Below are 15,177 nucleotides of genomic sequence, written 5' to 3' on the forward strand. Positions count from 1 at the left end.
TCTACGACCGTGTCGTCGACGTCTGCGAGGAGCTGGTGAAGTTCACTTTGCTCACCCGCGATGGCTCCAGCTACCTGACAGATCGATACAGCGAGCGGAGGGAAGACGCCGCGAAGCTTGAGAAGCGGGTGTCGCTGAAGTCAGTTTGACTCGGGGACGGATGACCAGTGCAATTGCCATGTCGCTAAGCCGACGAGTCAAACAAAGAGGAACTATATGAGCAAAGCTCTGCGCACAGCGATCATTTACGATTTCGACGGCACATTGGCTAAGGGGAATCTTCAGGAGACCAGCTTTATTCCCAAGGTCGGAATGACGACAAAGGACTTCTGGGACGAGGTCAAAGCCCGGACGCGTCAGCACGACGCAGATGAAATACTCGTCTACATGCATCTGATGCTGCAAAAGTCGCGCGAGATGAATGCCCCCATTACCGTGAATGACCTACGCAAACATGGCAAGGATGCGCCACTATTTCCCGGCTTGGCGGACGGCTCTTGGTTTAACCGGATCAATTCGTTTGCCTCTGACAACGGATTGGAACTTGAACACTACATCGTTTCGTCAGGCATCCACGAGATGATAGAGGGTTGCGCCATTCGTAGTTACTTTCACCGCATCTTCGCGTCGAAATTCATCTACGAAAATGACGTCGCCGCTTGGCCGGGCGTGGGTATCAATTATACGACAAAGACCCAGTATCTGTTCCGCATAAACAAGGGTATCGACAATCATTGGAATAACGAAGCGGTTAATCAGTACATGCCAGAGCAGGACCGACCGATTCCCTTCGATCGGATGATCTTCCTCGGAGACGGAGACACTGATATTCCCACGATGAAAATGCTGACCTACCAGGGTGGGCATTCGGTCGCAGTGTACGATCAAGACCGGTCGGAGCGGGACCTCTCAAAAATACACCGCCTCATCTCGGATGGTCGTGCCGACTTTGTCGCGCCCGCCAGCTACGAGGAGAAGTCCCAGCTAGATATTATCATCAAGGGCATTCTCGGGCGCATTGCTCGCAATCATGGGCAAAGCCTCAGGGAGTAGTGAGGCAACGACCGACTTGGCTGACTAGCCGCTCTCGCAGGCCGAAGCGTTGACTCGTCTTGGTAGAGGGGTTAGGAGCGTCGCGCTCGACAACATCCTCGCCGAGCGACTACGTGTACTAGCGCTATAGCACTGCGACGTTGGTTTACTTAGCAGCCTTCCAAGCATGGTTCGTCTACTATAGTCGCATGCTTGGCGCGATACATGACCGATTTGGGCCACAGTGGGGAAATGTTAGATTTCAATAACAAGACCCGGATCGAACCCTGTACTCTCCCCTGGATAACCTCGAGCATTCGAGACAACCCGTGTATCGCCAACCAGGTAGTCGCTACGGTGATGGACGTGTCCGTGCACCCACAGCGTTGGTCCGTCCTCCTTGATCAGGTCATCCAAATCCGAAGCATAGCAAGCCGAAAGCGGATCATGTCGAAACTCGGCGGCAATCGAGCGAGGAGATGGCGCATGATGCGTGACGACCACGGTCTTCCGGCCCGTACGTTCACGGAGTTCGGCAGCGATGTAGTCCCTGGTCTCGACGTGCTGCCTGTACGCATGGATTGGCTTGAACCTGCAATATGGCGTCTTTGAAAACTTGATCTTCTTGAAGTCGTTCATCCCGCTTTCGGCATACGACATGCTGACCCCGGGATTTCGTCCGAAAAGCCGGAAATCGGTCCATAGAGTCCCGCCGACGAACCGGACGTCGCCGATCTCAACCGCATCGTTTTCCAGGAAATGAAGATGCGGGTGGAACCTCGCGGCTTCGCGGGCTTCCAGAATGCCTGACTGCAGGCAAGCCCCGTAGAACTCGTGGTTGCCTGAGACGAAAACAACTGGGAGGTCGGGCGCGAATTTGGCCAGCCAGTCGATGCTGGGAACCACACCTTTCGTAAGTACGTCCCCTGCGCATACCAATACGTCGACGTCGTCCGGCGGCAACTCTTCAAATGGCCATCCGAATTCCAAGTGGAGATCGGAAACGATCCAGATTCGCATTCATGTATCCTTTGTCGTGCCGACCCATCGCAGCGGATGGGTGCCGAAGGAACCGCGCTTTCGGACGCGTGCGGTCGATCCCAATTCCGTCCGCGCCTTCCAATTGACGCAGGTCCTATTTGGAGAGAAACGGATGGCGAGGCAGGTATCGAACCGCGAACGCCCGCCTCATTTCCATGGCAAGCGGGTCGTAAAGCAAGCGGAGCGACCGTTTAATTTCATCCGGTGGAAGCCACCCGTCCTGAAGACGCCATCGGCGGCAGAACAGCGCATCCAGGTCATACCGATGGAAACGTTCCAGCATGACCCGGATTTCGTCGTTCGTTCTCGGCTCGGCTCGATGCTTCACCTCGAGCGCATACCGCTCGGAGACTTCGTCGTCGGTTACCAATGCGATCGTTTCGATCTCGGCGGCAATGTCTGCAGGAACGCTCTCCAGCGCCGAACTGCATGCGGTAAGGAAGCGGTCGTCCCGAGTGAAATCGATCCCCCATTCGGGCGGATCGTCACGCCACAAGATCGTTTCCGCGGCCTCGGTCCACCGCCCGTCAATGACTAGCCCCAGACTTCGAAAAGCGCTGAACGCTTCGGGTGCCAGGTAAGCTGGACCGCAACCGTGCGAGGCACGGATGTTTGGCCTGGAGCGCCCCGTCGGACTTGGCTGCCCTCGTGAACCGGCGAAATGACGGTAACCGAGAAGGTTGCTCTGCGCAGCGACCCAAACGACTGCGGTCGCTACGTCATCCCAGCGTGGTAGGACTTCAGGTATTTCCGGTTCAGCGATCGGTATTGCTCCGCCAAATATCGTCCTTGCCTGTCCGAGTGCCGCCAACGCTTCGCAACCAACCTCGTACGCTGTGATAGAGAGGTGGTCCCACGCGACGGAAGGATCGCCGGGCAGATTGTCCGCAAGAAACTCGATGACCGGCGCGGTCCACGTTGGGGCGCTCGGTCGATCGAGGCGACCTCCGGACGTCTCGAGCTGCGGTACGGTGGTCGATCGCCGTTTCTCATCGCCACGCTTAGGTCCACCGACCGAGATGCGGCGTCCAAGGGGTGTGAAACCAGCGTTGTCGAGCGCCTCTCCCAAGGAGCCTGGCAATGCCGTTTTCGACTTGGCGCTTCGGCCGTTGCAAGGTCGCTTTGCTTTTGCCATCACGTGGCCGCCCTCTTGGCTAAACTCACTGTCGGTCGTCGATGTCTGTCTAGGATTTCGAAGACCTCATCCCCAGACACCATGGTTGACTCCATCAGCCGTTCGACGATGGCATCCAGAGCGATCCGCCACGTCCGAATTGCGGACTTCGCGCGCTCGAACTCGCTTTGCAAGACCGTGTGAACGTGTCTCCGAAATTCCGGATTGTATGTGCGCAATCGCTCTAGTTGGACCTGATCTTCGACGACGAGGGTATGCCCCATGCCGAGACCTCCCTCGAGAATTGTCGCTAGCTCGGTTGCCCTGTTGAGGTCTGCGGTTTCAGAGCCCGAAGAGCCGTCTGAAAATGACCCGAAGATTTCCAGTTCGGCAGCTATTCCGCCGAGGCACACGGCGATCGCGTTGCGATAGTCGGCACTTGTCATTGGCCGATCGCCGGTTTGACCGTAGTGAACGTAGCCCAGTCCACTGCGTTTCCCTTCGATCCTGTAGCGCGAAATCCTGACCTCGCTCACGCGCCCGTAGCCGATTTCGAATGCCACGATAGCGTGACCTGCCTCGTGAACGGCAAGCGAGCGCAGAAACTCCTCCGGCAGCTCCGTTACCCTCGGCAATTGCTCGATGATGTGATCTCCCGAAAGGACTTCCACACGCCGCCGCGCCACCCGCTTGGCATCCCGGACGAGTTGTTCGATGTCGGCACCCGACATGCCATTTGTCGCCATGCCGAACTTCTCGGCCTGGGACTGATCCAGCTCAAGGCCGCTGTGGAATGCCAGGATCGATATCCGTGACCTCGCATCAGGAAGCGCAATTTCGATTTGCCGATCCAGCCGCCCTGGCCGCCGGATCGCGGGATCGAGTTGGTCGGGATAATTGCAGGCTCCGATCACAACGACGCCCTCGCGACGATCGAAACCATCCAGAAGCTGCAGGAACCCCGCCATCGTGGCTCGTAAATAGCCGCGGTTTCGATCCGCCTCTGTCCGATCGCCGAATGTATCGACCTCGTCGACGAACAATATTGACGGCGCTTTCTCCTTCGCCTCGGCAAAGGAAGCCCGCATGGCTTTCAAGTGACTGTCGAGCGCGCCTGCTTCCTGCCATTCAGAAACCGAACCGTAAATGATCGGCACTTGGCAGGAATTGGCGAGCGCGCTCACAAACATCGTCTTTCCGACACCTGGAGGTCCGGAAAGCAAGACCCCATTGTCGACATCGCTCCATGGGAGAACACCCGCCTTGTAGTCGGCGAGGTCTTTCGCAAGATTGGTTCCCCATTCCAGCGCAGGTCCGTATCCGTGCATGTCGGCAAGTGTCGGTCCCAACGGTTTAGCGACCTCGGGCGTGGGTTTCGCCGGCACGCGCGAATGAGTTCGCAATCTCTCCAGGGCAAGCATGGGATGACGGCGATCCTGAAAAGCCTTGACCAATCGGGGCCAGGGCTCCGACAGAAGTAGGTCGACGTCCCGGTCAGATAGCGGCAGACCGGCACGTCGAAGCGCGGCCTCTGCATGTCGCCTCGTCCGCGGCTTCAAATCCAAAATCGCGTCGGAAAACAGTCTCTCGTCGTCGTCGAGATTGTAGTCGGGCGGAGCGATGAAGATCGCTCTTTTGTTTTTATGAGCCTCCATCTCATCGCGAAATGACCGGTCCTTCCATTCGTAGGCGTAGGATGTGAACTCCCGGAACGTCCAGATGCCGGCGGCGAAAGCCTCCACCGCTTCCGCATAGACCGGGTAGTAGAAATCATCCTTGGCTCGAAGGGTCACAATGAATTTGGAATGCGATATGTTCCAAGCCCGGAGTGACGCCGCGACCCCGCAGTACGCCATGAAAACGGGCAACGTGACAGTCGTATTGCGGACCTGCGTATCCGTCTTCCAAGGCACACGTGTGCGTTTGGCGGAACGTGTTGTTGTCGGCATTGCTCTTTCCTCAAAAATTCGTGGGTATAATTGCACGACGGCTCAACACGTGGACGTTAGGGAAGCGATCGGAAGCAGTGTCCAGCGCTTCTCGCAGCCCCTCGACGATTGAACTGCGATAGTACTCGTGATTGCCGGGGACCAAAATTACCGGCATCGACCGAGAGACATGTTCGCCAAGGTAGCGGACGGTCTTTGCAGGACCGCCGTCGCAGATGTCACCCGCACAAATGCAGACGTCGGCTGCGGGAACCTCCAAGGGAGTGACCTTCTCGTCGAACTCGGTGTGGAGGTCTGAAAAAATCCACGCTTTCATGACCGCCTCGCGCCTCGTTTGTTCCAATAGTCGGGATCAACGCGAGTACCCAGCCGATACCACCGCGACATAGTCCGAGCGATTTCGCGTTCGGAATCGAGATAGAAGAGCTGGCTAGACAACGCGGCCCTTCCATCGCCAATTGAAGGGTGACCCAACGTGCGGCCGATCAAACACGGAACGGGCCGTTGCACGATCGCCCAGCTGTTGATCGCCACCGCTGGCAGAGCTCCGACATCGTCGATACTGTTCGACGCCTCAAGGTCATCCGCGAGTGACCTTAGCGTCGCTGCAAGACTTGCTGGCGACATCCCAAACCATCTCCCAAAAACCGAATCAGCGTGATCGCCCACAGCGAGTTCCCTTTTGATATTCAGTAAGACTTCATTTGAGACAATAACTTGATTCTCTGAAGTATTGAAAGACCTCATAAGCGATTTGTTGACTTTTTTTTCCGAGACCGGCTTCTCCGATGCATGAAGACACCGACCTCAGCCGACGCGCTCCGGGTGGCGCGCTCCCTTCTTGGTCTCTCCCAGCGGGAGGCCGCGGCGGCTGCGGGAATGACGCAGAAGTCTCTTTCGGCAGCGGAAAGCGGGAAGAATTCGCTTCTTGAGACGAATTTGCAGCTCATCAAATTCTACGAGGGACGCGGGATAGAATTTTTGGGAGAGGCACGCATCGGGAGGGAAATCGCCAGTGCTGGCGCGCGCTTTCGGGGACCGCCCGGCCCGGGCTCGGACCTCTCCGAAACGTCCAAGTTTCACAGCACGACCTATGGAGTGTCCTTTCTGGCGGCGCGAAGCTTGCTCAACTGGGAGCAGGCTCACGTCGCCGAAAAGAGCGGGCTTCCACTCAAAACCATACGGGCGCTCGAACGTGGCGCGATGTGGTCCGACGCGGCGGCGCAGTTGCGGACATTCTATGAGGCCATGGGCGTTCGTTTTACCGGCTGGGGAGATGTCGACACGGGGCGGTTTTATCGAGTCGGCGTGAGGTGGGCAGCGCCGGGGTCCCCGAACCTTTCAGAAGAGGCGGTACCGAATGGCGACGGTGTTGACGGCTGATATGATACGGGCGGCCCGCGCGCTGCTGGGGTGGAGCCAGATTGAGCTCGCGCGCAGGTCGGGTGTTTCGCAGAAGGCGCTCAGCGACTTCGAGCGCAACAAGAGACCGCTGACCGCCTATACCAGCGGAAAGCTGCGGGAGGTCATCGAGGCTAACAACGTTCAGTTTATCGCCGAGAATGACAAACGAAACGAACTCATCGGTGCCGGTGTCCGTTGGCGTTCGAAAAGCGGCTCCCTTCACATCAAAATTGTCTAGGGATTCCGCCTACCGCCTTCCGTCCCGGTTCGATGCCACGGATGCCGCATCCCCGCTCGTGGCCTCCGGCAGACGTCTCACCTATCCTGGCTCAACCAGCGCGGATTCAATCTCCAATGAGCCAGAGTGGCTGTTGATTAGCGCGACGATGCTGTAGACTTCGTGCTGATCACGAGAGAAAGCGGAGACCTTCTCGCTTTATCCTGGCCTCTCTCCGGCAAAAGCGCGAACAAGCGGATGCTGCCCAAGTCGCTGCCCAGCTGCTTATGGGGAAATGACTCATCCGCGGAAATCCTGGCGTTCCGATAGGAGTCGAACCAGCGACCAGTGCGAAGAACACCGAATGGGCGCTTTCCATACCAAAAGTTATCAATGTCGCGGTTACCCGGGCCCGCCGCCTGCACATCGTTGGCAACCGTGCCAATGGGTATCAAAAAGAAATCCGCGATCGGTGGATGCTAGGTCCAGGTCGCGATGGTTGATAGACGAAGGCGCGGGGATCGAGATGTTCAATTCGCCGCAAATAAACGACCCGCGCTTCGTACCGTTTGAGTCGACTCCCAAGCGGGTAGCCTTTCCGGTCTCATGGAGCGGCCGGCTACAACGTCCGCGGTTTGGACGGAGACAGGCCCGGAAGAACCTCGCCCGGAGCAATTCCAATGCATTGGCTTGAGATTTGGGGTATGTTTGGAGTTGACCGTGATGCATCCGCGCGGGCGGCGCAGCCGGCCTGTGGTGACGGCTAACAAAAGCGAAAAGCGGCGAACTGATAGCCAATCGCTCCTCCCATACTTCCCAATTGTTCCATACAAGGGACGGGACCTGATTTGTCGACCGTTCCGTTGACCAAACCGCTGGAGCTCTGCGAGTAGATTCCCGCCTAGCCGCCGCAGGACGGCGCGGTTCGAACCGTCGCTCGAGCGGTCAAGCGACGTTCCAAGGCCGAAACAGCTCGGCGGATCGCGGGAGGGACCAATCCAGCGGTCAACTAAGTGTTTGAAAACACCGTTCATTTCCTGTAAAATATACCGGACAGAAGGCTATATAGAGCCGTCATTCTGTCGACCAAGGGAAACCGGCGATACGGGCCGCACGGAACAAATCCCTGGAAAAAGTGGTGGGCCCGGAGGGACTCGAACCCCCAACCAAGCGGTTATGAGCCGCCGGCTCTAACCATTGAGCTACAGGCCCTGCCGGTCGTCCGGCCGCCGCGAACCAATGGCAATTCGCAGGCTCGAATGCCTCTAGCGGAAAACCTTTTTGCCGACAAGCCATTGCCGCAATGCCTACACAATCGATAAGCATGGATTTGACGGATAACAACCGGAGAGTAACATCCATGATTTCCACACGCATTGCCCGCTCGGTCCAAGTCGCGGCGATGACCGCCGCCTTTGCCGGTGCTTTCGCGGCGGCCGCGGCGGCGCAGGACAGCGGTGCCGGCAGGCCAGACGGCAAGGGGCGCCCGGACGCGGCGAGAGGCCGACAGGCGCTGATCAAGGTTTCCGGCGAAGGCCGGGCGACGACGGCGCCCGACATGGCGATCGTGCAGCTCAGCGTCGTCAAGGATGCGAAGACGGCGCGCGAGGCGCTCGACGCCAACAACAAGGCGCTGGCCGAGGTGCTGGCGGCGCTGAAACAGTCCGGCATTGCCGAGCGCGACCTGCAGACAAGCGGCTTTTCGATCATGCCGCAATACAACTACCCGCAGAACAGCGACGGCAGCGCCCGCCCGCCGGAACTCGTCGGCTACCAGGTCGTCAACGGCGTCAGCGTGCGCGTGCGCGATCTGACGAAGCTCGGCGAAATCCTCGATCAATCGGTGACGCTCGGCGTCAACCAGGGCGGCGGCATCGAATTTACCAACGACAAGCCGGACGCCGTGATCACCGAGGCCCGCAAGGCGGCCGTCGCCGATGCGATCAACAAGGCGAGAGTGCTGGCCGAGGCGGCCGGCGTTTCGCTCGGCCGGCTGGTCGAGCTTTCCGAACAGCCGTCGCGCGCGGAGCCGCCGGTGCCGATGCGCAGCATGGCCAAGGAATTCGCCGCCGATCAGGTGCCGATCGCAACCGGCGAGCAGGCCTATAGCGTGACTGTCAACGTCACCTTCGCGGTCAATCAGTAACGTCGATCGACTGTATTCGCCCTCTTCCCTGTGCTTGTCACGGGGATGAGGGCAGCGCAGCGTCCGCGGCGCACAAGAGTCTCGTCAGCCCAAGGACTTGGGCTGGCCTGGATTCCTGTGACAAGCCTCTCGTCGCAGCCGGCGAGGCGCAGCAGGCCGCTGTCGTGGAGTGTGGGAAGACCGCGCGGCGCTTCAGGTATATTCCAGCCCAGGGCCCAGGGCTGACCTCTCCATAACATCAAAAGAAGAGAGCCCCGACGCTTGGCGCGGGGCTCCCTTTCCGTCAGCCGGGGAAGACCGAAAGACTGTATTTACCAGCGACCGATAATCGGGCAGCCGCGGACATTGGCGAAGATGATCGCCTGGCGATCACCGTGACGGCGACCTTGGACGACGACCTGGCGGCGCGAGACGTCGGCAACATGGGCGCGGCGCAGGCCGCGGTCACGGGCCTTGTCTACGGCGAGCCAGGGTTCGCAGCGGCCGCGGCGGTCCCAGCGGTCGCGCCGATCGCGCCTATCATCCCAGCGATCATAGTCACGTTCGCGGTATTGAACGCCGCCGCCCTGGCCGAATTCGAAGACCAGCGCATCGGCAGAAGCCGTGGTGGCCGTACCGACAAGGCCGGTCAGTCCGACAACGGCGGCGACGGCTGCATTTACAAGAAATTTCCTCATGGCGTTTCTCCGTTTAGCGAAGGGGTTGGCGGTCACTCTCTCATCGATTGATCCAAATCTAGTCTGGACAAGCTGAACGGCACCGGAACCCTTCGTTCATGCGGCGTTCAGGATGAGACCCGCCCCACCGCGCCAATCCCAGCCGATTCGGCCGGAATTGCGGCAGGTCGCAGGCGGGGGACGTGAACGGACGACCGCTCGCGCTTTTCTCTTCCCGTTCAAGGGGAAACGACAAAAGGACGGATTCGTTCCTTTCGGCTGCGCAAGCGAGATTCTAACGCTTTGAAAAGAAGTGATTTTCTTTCGCCTCCAGTCAACTGGAGAGTTCGCGTTCGAACAATTTGAGGTTGCGATAGTGGCTGAGCCGCGTGATGAGTCCGTCCTCGATCTCGAAAATAAACACGCTCGGGATGGCATAGGCCTGGCCCGACGCCGCCGGGAAGCCGGCCATCGTCTCGCGGTAAGTGCCGCGCGCGGTCGTGTCGGCCGCCACCCGCTGCCCGAAGGCGTCGCGCATCAGCACGATGTCGCCGAAGCTCTCGTCGAAATGGCGCAGATAGCTCATCACCCAGGTCCGGAGCGGCCCGATGCCGAGGGTGCGCTGACCGGTCAGCGAATCGAAGGCGATATCGTCGTCGAGGAGACTTGCGAGCGTTTCGAAATCCCGGTCGTTCACAGCCTCGATGAAGCGAGCGGCAATGGTCTGGGCGTCCGTCATCGTCTCCTCCTCGTATCAGCATGCCGTTCATTCTACAGCAGCAATCTTCAGATGGGCCAGTCCGGAGGGGAGCACAGCGTCAACTGCCGAGATGCAGGACGATTTCACGGCGATGCGGGCGATCGCGGTGCTCGAAAAGGTAGATTCCCTGCCAGGTGCCGAGCGCCAGCCGCCCGTCTATCACCGGAATGCCGAGCGAGACCTGGGTCAACGCCGCCTTGATATGGGCGGGCATGTCGTCCGGCCCCTCCTCGCTGTGGGTGATCCAGCCCATCGAAGGATCGGACGCCGGCGGCACGAGGCGACGGAAGAATTCGCTGAGGTCGCGTCGGACGTCCGGGTCGGCGTTTTCCTGGATGATGAGCGAGGCGGAGGTATGACGCACGAAAACGGTGAGCAGCCCCTCCGACACCGCGCACGACCGGACGAAATCGGCGGCCTCGCCGGTGAACTCGTAGAGCCCCTGCCCTCTTGTGGCGATGGTGATGACGGTCTGCGGCAATACTGTCGTCCCGAATGGCGGCACGCGCTTACGCGCTGCGCCCGTTACCAAAAAACTCTATCGCGGAAATCATCCGGATTGAAAGAACCGCTCAGGCGTTGCGTAGAGCCTTGGCCGACGGGCGTCCCTCGAACGGACGGCCCGCCGCCTTTCCCATGCCGCTCGCAGGTCACAGTTCCAGGAAGGCCTCGAACCCGCCATAGATCATCCGTTTGCCGTCGAAAATCGATTTCCATTCGTCGCCCTGCAGCCGCGGATCCGCCATCACCTTGGCGACGATCGCGTCGCGGTCCTGGCGCGACCGGTAGACGACCCACGAGAAGACGACCGTCTCGTCCTCCTTGGCCTGCACCGCCCGCGGAAACGAGGTGACTTCGCCATAGGGAACGTCGTCGCCCAAGCATTCGACGTAATTCACGGCACCGTGTTCCTTCCAGACCTCGCCGGCCTTGCGGGCCAGATCCTTGTATGCCTCGATGTTTTGTTTCGGCAGCGCGATCAGAAAACCATCCACATAAGCCATTGTCCGTCTCCTCCGTTGAAAGACAACAAAGGACGGCCGGGGCGGAAAGGTTCCGACACGCCGAGGCAATTTTTTAAGGGGCGGGCGACCGGTCCATCAACAGCCCTCACCCGCCGCAGCCCTGCAGTTGGCGCGCGTAGAGCGCTGCGACGTTGCTGGCGCGTTTGGCGCCCGTCTTTGCCGTATCGCTCCAATTGCCCCGCGCATAGCCGCCGTGGCCGTGATAGTAGGCGATGTAAAGCCGATAGGGGTCGTTGAGGGCGATGCCGTTTTCCTGGTGGCTTTGATTGTGGTACCAGGCGATGAAGCGGATCGCGTCTTCGAAGTCCGTCCGCCGCGCCATCCAGCGCCCGGTTTCGGCCTGGTAGCGGGCCCAGGTGCCGTCAAGCGCCTGTGAGTAACCGTAAGCCGTAGAGATCCGCGTCCAGGGAATGAAGCCGAAGAGCTTGGTGCGCGGCGGCCGTGCATTGTGGCGGAAGCCGGACTCCGTATAGATCGTCGCCATCAGCACGGGGACGGGCACGCCGTACTCGCGCTCCGCCGCATAGGCAGCCCGGCGCCAATTGTTGAAAAGGCCATCTTTCTGCTCAAAAACCGCACAGGCGTTCCGGGTATCTCTCGGCACCGTTCCGCAGCCGGCCAGCAACAGGAGGACGACGACAAAAACGCAACGCATCGCGGAACCTCTCATATGCGAGAGATTGATAAAGCGTAAATGTTAAGGAACGGTTTTGAAGCGAAGTTGAACGACTGGACGAGCCCGGCGGCGATGTGGCACTCGCCGGCACGTTAGAATGGAGTGACGCGGCACGCGGCTGGATCGCCGACCGCGACACCCCGGGAGAGCCTACCATTGGCAGATCGACGGCGTCAGCTTCGACGACCCGTTTCGCAACGCCATCCGCGGCGCGGCGCAAATCCTCTCCGGAAATGGCGCTGAAATGAGCGTGTGCTGCTGCCACCCCTTTCGGCTTTTCCTACTCCTCGCCCCTCACCCTGGCCCTCTCCCCGCAGGCGGGGAGAGGGGATTTGGGCGGCGCGGCATACCCCTTCGCCCCGCTTGCGGGGAGAAGGTGCCGGTAGGCGGATGAGGGGCGACTATTGGAGGAAGCGCCCCGTAACCGAGCCGAACGCACGGTGCTCTAGCCGAGCGTGCCGATCAGTTCACGATAGGCGGCCTCGGGGAAGGCCTTCAACGTCCGGGTGCGTACATTGCCGTAAGTACCGAGCGTCAGCGAGAACCGTGCGGCAATCGCGTCGTCCGGCGCTTCGCAGATTGCCACCATGTCATATTCGCCCATGGTGAGGTAGAAGTCCTTGAAGGAACCGCCCATTTCCTCAAGCACCTTTCTGGCCGCATCCAGTCGTTTCGGCGACTCACGCACGGACTTGATACCCTGATCGGTCCAATTGAGGAGCACGACGTAAGTGGTCATCTCACACCTCCCGCAGGAGCACCCCGCCCTCGAATAAGAGCGTCTAAAATGCTCCGTTCCAAGAAAAGGCTAGAGCGCTTCTCACGCGTTGAAGGTCCGGCGCTCTAAGGCACGGTGGACGCCTGCGGTGCAACTACTCCTCTCGCACTGCAACAGTGCCCCCTTTCGCTGCAAGCTGCGAAGTATAATACCCACGCCGGAACCGAACAAGTTCAGCGGCGCTCGCGACGGGGGCCTACAGACAGTACGAAGCGGCCGATACAAAAAAAGCCGGGCGTTGCGGCCCGGCTTCCATGGCTTTCACTGAAAGAGCCGGCCTTTGCTCAGCTATCCAGGAACGAGCGCAGCTTGCGCGAACGGCTCGGATGCTTGAGTTTCCTCAGCGCCTTCGCCTCGATCTGGCGGATACGTTCGCGGGTCACCGAGAACTGCTGGCCGACTTCCTCAAGCGTATGGTCGGTGTTCATGCCGATGCCGAAGCGCATGCGCAGCACGCGTTCCTCGCGCGGCGTCAGCGAGGCGAGGACGCGCGTCGTCGTCTCGCGGAGGTTCGCCTGAATGGCCGCGTCGATCGGCAGCAGGGCGTTCTTGTCCTCGATGAAATCGCCGAGATGCGAATCCTCCTCGTCGCCCACCGGGGTCTCGAGCGAGATCGGCTCCTTGGCGATCTTCAGCACCTTGCGCACCTTCTCGAGCGGCATGGCGAGCTTTTCGGCCAGTTCCTCCGGGGTCGGCTCGCGGCCGATCTCGTGCAGCATCTGGCGCGAGGTACGGACGATCTTGTTGATCGTCTCGATCATGTGCACCGGGATGCGGATGGTGCGGGCCTGGTCGGCGATCGAGCGGGTGATTGCCTGCCGGATCCACCAGGTCGCATAGGTCGAGAACTTGTAGCCACGGCGGTACTCGAACTTGTCCACCGCCTTCATGAGGCCGATATTGCCTTCCTGGATGAGATCCAGGAACTGCAGGCCGCGGTTCGTGTACTTCTTGGCGATGGAGATGACGAGACGCAGGTTCGCCTCGACCATCTCCTTCTTGGCGATACGCGCCTCGCGCTCGCCCTTCTGCACCATCGAGACGATACGGCGGAACTCGGCGATGGAGATGCCGGTCTCGGTCGCGAGATTCTGGATCTCCTGGCGGATGTCGCGGATCGTCTGGTTCTCGGCCCTGGCAAATTCCTTCCAGCCCTTGCCGGCAAGGTTGCTGATCGACTTCATCCAGTTCGGATCGAGTTCGGCGCCGGAATACTGCTCCAGGAAGGAGTCGCGCTTGACGCCGTAGGATTCGGCAAGACGCAGCAGCCGCCCCTCGTTCTGCATGAGCCGCTTGGAGATGTCGTAAAGCTGCTCGACCAGCGCGTCGATGCGGTTCTGGTTGAGCGACAGCGACTTCACTGCCTTGATCAACTCGTCCTTCAGCTCCTTGTAGCGGCGCTCCTGGGCCGGCGAGAGCGTGCCGGTCGCGGCCAGGCGTGCTTCCACCTGCTGGTCCTGCAGCTTGCGGAGCTTCTTGTAGGTCTCGGCGATGATGTCGAGCGTTTCCATCACCTGCGGGCGCAGTTCCGCTTCCATCGCGGCGAGCGACAGGTTGGACTCGTCGTCGTCCTCTTCCTCTTCCTCGACCGGCTGGCCCTCGCCGCCGACATTGGTGATGTCGTCGTCATTGGCCGCAGTCCGCGATCTGCGGACCTTTTCCTTCTCCTCGGCCGCCTTGCGGTCGGCCTCGATCTTTTCCGGGCTCTGGAACTGCGGGGCCGCCTTGGCCTCAGGGCCGGAATAGGTGGTCTCGAGATCGATGATCTCACGCAGCAGCGTCTGGCCCTCGTTCAGTTCGTCGCGCCAGATGATCAGCGCCTGGAAAGTCAGCGGGCTTTCGCAAAGACCCGCGATCATCGTTTCGCGGCCGGCCTCGATACGCTTGGCGATGGCGATTTCGCCTTCGCGGGAGAGAAGCTCCACCGAGCCCATTTCGCGCAGATACATGCGCACCGGGTCATCGGTACGGTCTGTCGGCTCCTTCTTCTTGCCGGTCGCCAGCGCAGTGCCGCTGACGGTCGCGAGTTCGCCGCCTTCGCTCTCTCCGTCGTCGCCACTATCCTCTTCGTCGCCGCCCGCCGCTTCCTCGACTTCCTCGTCTTCGATGACATTGATGCCCATGTCGGACAGCATCGACATCGTATCTTCGATCTGCTCAGAGGTGACTTCTTCGGAAGGCAGGACGGAATTGAGTTCGTCCATCGTCACATAGCCGCGCTTCTTGGCGGCCTTGATCATCTTCTTGACAGCGTCGTCGGAAAGATCGAGAAGCGGACCGTCCGGAGTGCCTTCGCGTTCAACGTCTGCTTCTTCGTTTTCTTTGACTTTTGTTGCCATTTATTCGTCGCTTTCCTTGTCGCAACCGGCATGCGCCCGG

The 15,177-nt window shown here is 60.0% G+C and carries 16 protein-coding genes, 1 tRNA gene and 1 pseudogene; 5 read left to right on the top strand and 13 right to left on the bottom strand.

Going from position 1 to position 15,177, the window contains the following annotated elements; translation table 11 throughout:
• Positions 1-149, top strand: a pseudogene (locus N181_RS34890) (arsenical resistance protein ArsH); the annotation flags it as partial.
• 67 nt (positions 150-216) lie between these two features.
• Positions 217-1,053, top strand: a complete 837-nt coding sequence (locus N181_RS20300) for a haloacid dehalogenase-like hydrolase (protein ID WP_060563773.1) — start codon at positions 217-219, stop codon at positions 1,051-1,053.
• Positions 1,054-1,287: 234 nt separating this feature from the next.
• Here the strand turns inward: N181_RS20300 and N181_RS20305 are convergent, their stop codons facing one another.
• The 5 genes from N181_RS20305 to N181_RS35370 all read right to left on the bottom strand — a co-directional run bounded on the left by N181_RS20305 (position 1,288) and on the right by N181_RS35370 (position 5,883).
• On the bottom strand, positions 1,288-2,052 hold the full coding sequence (locus tag N181_RS20305; protein ID WP_060563775.1) for a metallophosphoesterase: 765 nt from the start codon (positions 2,050-2,052) through the stop codon (positions 1,288-1,290).
• A 115-nt stretch (positions 2,053-2,167) separates the two neighbouring features.
• Positions 2,168-3,208, bottom strand: a complete 1,041-nt coding sequence (locus N181_RS33300; protein ID WP_141322166.1) for a hypothetical protein — start codon at positions 3,206-3,208, stop codon at positions 2,168-2,170.
• Entirely contained in the window at positions 3,208-5,136 is a 1,929-nt protein-coding gene (locus N181_RS20315; RefSeq protein WP_060563778.1) for an AAA family ATPase, read from the bottom strand. Before N181_RS20315 ends, N181_RS33300 begins: the two co-directional genes overlap by 1 nt.
• 10 nt (positions 5,137-5,146) lie before the next feature.
• Complete coding sequence (locus N181_RS20320) at positions 5,147-5,452, bottom strand: metallophosphoesterase (protein ID WP_234885913.1); 306 nt, start codon at positions 5,450-5,452, stop codon at positions 5,147-5,149.
• Positions 5,449-5,883, bottom strand: a complete 435-nt coding sequence (locus tag N181_RS35370; protein ID WP_342585826.1) for a DUF6634 family protein — start codon at positions 5,881-5,883, stop codon at positions 5,449-5,451. The genes N181_RS20320 and N181_RS35370 overlap by 4 nt, the downstream gene beginning before the upstream one ends.
• A 45-nt stretch (positions 5,884-5,928) precedes the next feature.
• On the opposite strand from N181_RS35370, the gene N181_RS20330 reads away from it, so the two are divergent.
• Together N181_RS20330 and N181_RS20335 are read left to right on the top strand one after the other, a co-directional pair.
• Positions 5,929-6,519 (top strand): helix-turn-helix domain-containing protein, encoded by a 591-nt coding sequence (locus tag N181_RS20330; RefSeq protein ID WP_060563780.1) that lies wholly within the window; start codon positions 5,929-5,931, stop codon positions 6,517-6,519.
• Positions 6,497-6,778 (top strand): helix-turn-helix domain-containing protein, encoded by a 282-nt coding sequence (locus N181_RS20335; protein ID WP_081319019.1) that lies wholly within the window; start codon positions 6,497-6,499, stop codon positions 6,776-6,778. The genes N181_RS20330 and N181_RS20335 overlap by 23 nt, the downstream gene beginning before the upstream one ends.
• A 1,115-nt stretch (positions 6,779-7,893) precedes the next feature.
• Here the strand turns inward: N181_RS20335 and N181_RS20340 are convergent.
• Positions 7,894-7,969, bottom strand: a tRNA-Ile gene (locus N181_RS20340).
• 148 nt (positions 7,970-8,117) lie between these two features.
• On the opposite strand from N181_RS20340, the gene N181_RS20345 reads away from it, so the two are divergent.
• Positions 8,118-8,903: an SIMPL domain-containing protein gene (locus N181_RS20345; RefSeq protein ID WP_037396773.1), complete on the top strand. Its 786-nt coding sequence runs from the start codon at positions 8,118-8,120 to the stop codon at positions 8,901-8,903.
• 311 nt (positions 8,904-9,214) lie between these two features.
• Here the strand turns inward: N181_RS20345 and N181_RS20350 are convergent, their stop codons facing one another.
• The 7 genes from N181_RS20350 to rpoD form a co-directional block, all read right to left on the bottom strand.
• A complete protein-coding gene (locus N181_RS20350; protein WP_037396770.1) occupies positions 9,215-9,580 on the bottom strand; it encodes a hypothetical protein in 366 nt (121 codons plus the stop codon).
• A 313-nt stretch (positions 9,581-9,893) separates the two neighbouring features.
• Positions 9,894-10,298, bottom strand: coding sequence for a ketosteroid isomerase-related protein (locus tag N181_RS20355; protein WP_014329064.1), 405 nt, complete (start codon positions 10,296-10,298; stop codon positions 9,894-9,896).
• A 79-nt stretch (positions 10,299-10,377) separates the two neighbouring features.
• Positions 10,378-10,800 carry a secondary thiamine-phosphate synthase enzyme YjbQ gene (locus N181_RS20360; RefSeq protein WP_037396765.1) on the bottom strand — a complete coding sequence of 141 codons (423 nt, stop codon included), beginning with the start codon at positions 10,798-10,800 and terminating at the stop codon, positions 10,378-10,380.
• 169 nt (positions 10,801-10,969) lie between these two features.
• Positions 10,970-11,323: a DUF1428 domain-containing protein gene (locus tag N181_RS20365; RefSeq protein ID WP_014329067.1), complete on the bottom strand. Its 354-nt coding sequence runs from the start codon at positions 11,321-11,323 to the stop codon at positions 10,970-10,972.
• A 106-nt stretch (positions 11,324-11,429) separates the two neighbouring features.
• Positions 11,430-11,999 carry a transglycosylase SLT domain-containing protein gene (locus N181_RS20370; RefSeq protein WP_014329068.1) on the bottom strand — a complete coding sequence of 190 codons (570 nt, stop codon included), beginning with the start codon at positions 11,997-11,999 and terminating at the stop codon, positions 11,430-11,432.
• Between the two features lie 466 nt (positions 12,000-12,465).
• Complete coding sequence (locus N181_RS20375) at positions 12,466-12,759, bottom strand: GYD domain-containing protein (protein WP_014329069.1); 294 nt, start codon at positions 12,757-12,759, stop codon at positions 12,466-12,468.
• A 323-nt stretch (positions 12,760-13,082) separates the two neighbouring features.
• Entirely contained in the window at positions 13,083-15,137 is a 2,055-nt protein-coding gene (rpoD, locus tag N181_RS20380; protein WP_014329070.1) for an RNA polymerase sigma factor RpoD, read from the bottom strand.
• Between the last annotated feature and the right edge of the window lie 40 nt (positions 15,138-15,177).

This window comes from Sinorhizobium fredii USDA 205 (assembly GCF_001461695.1).
GTDB lineage: Bacteria > Pseudomonadota > Alphaproteobacteria > Rhizobiales > Rhizobiaceae > Sinorhizobium > Sinorhizobium fredii.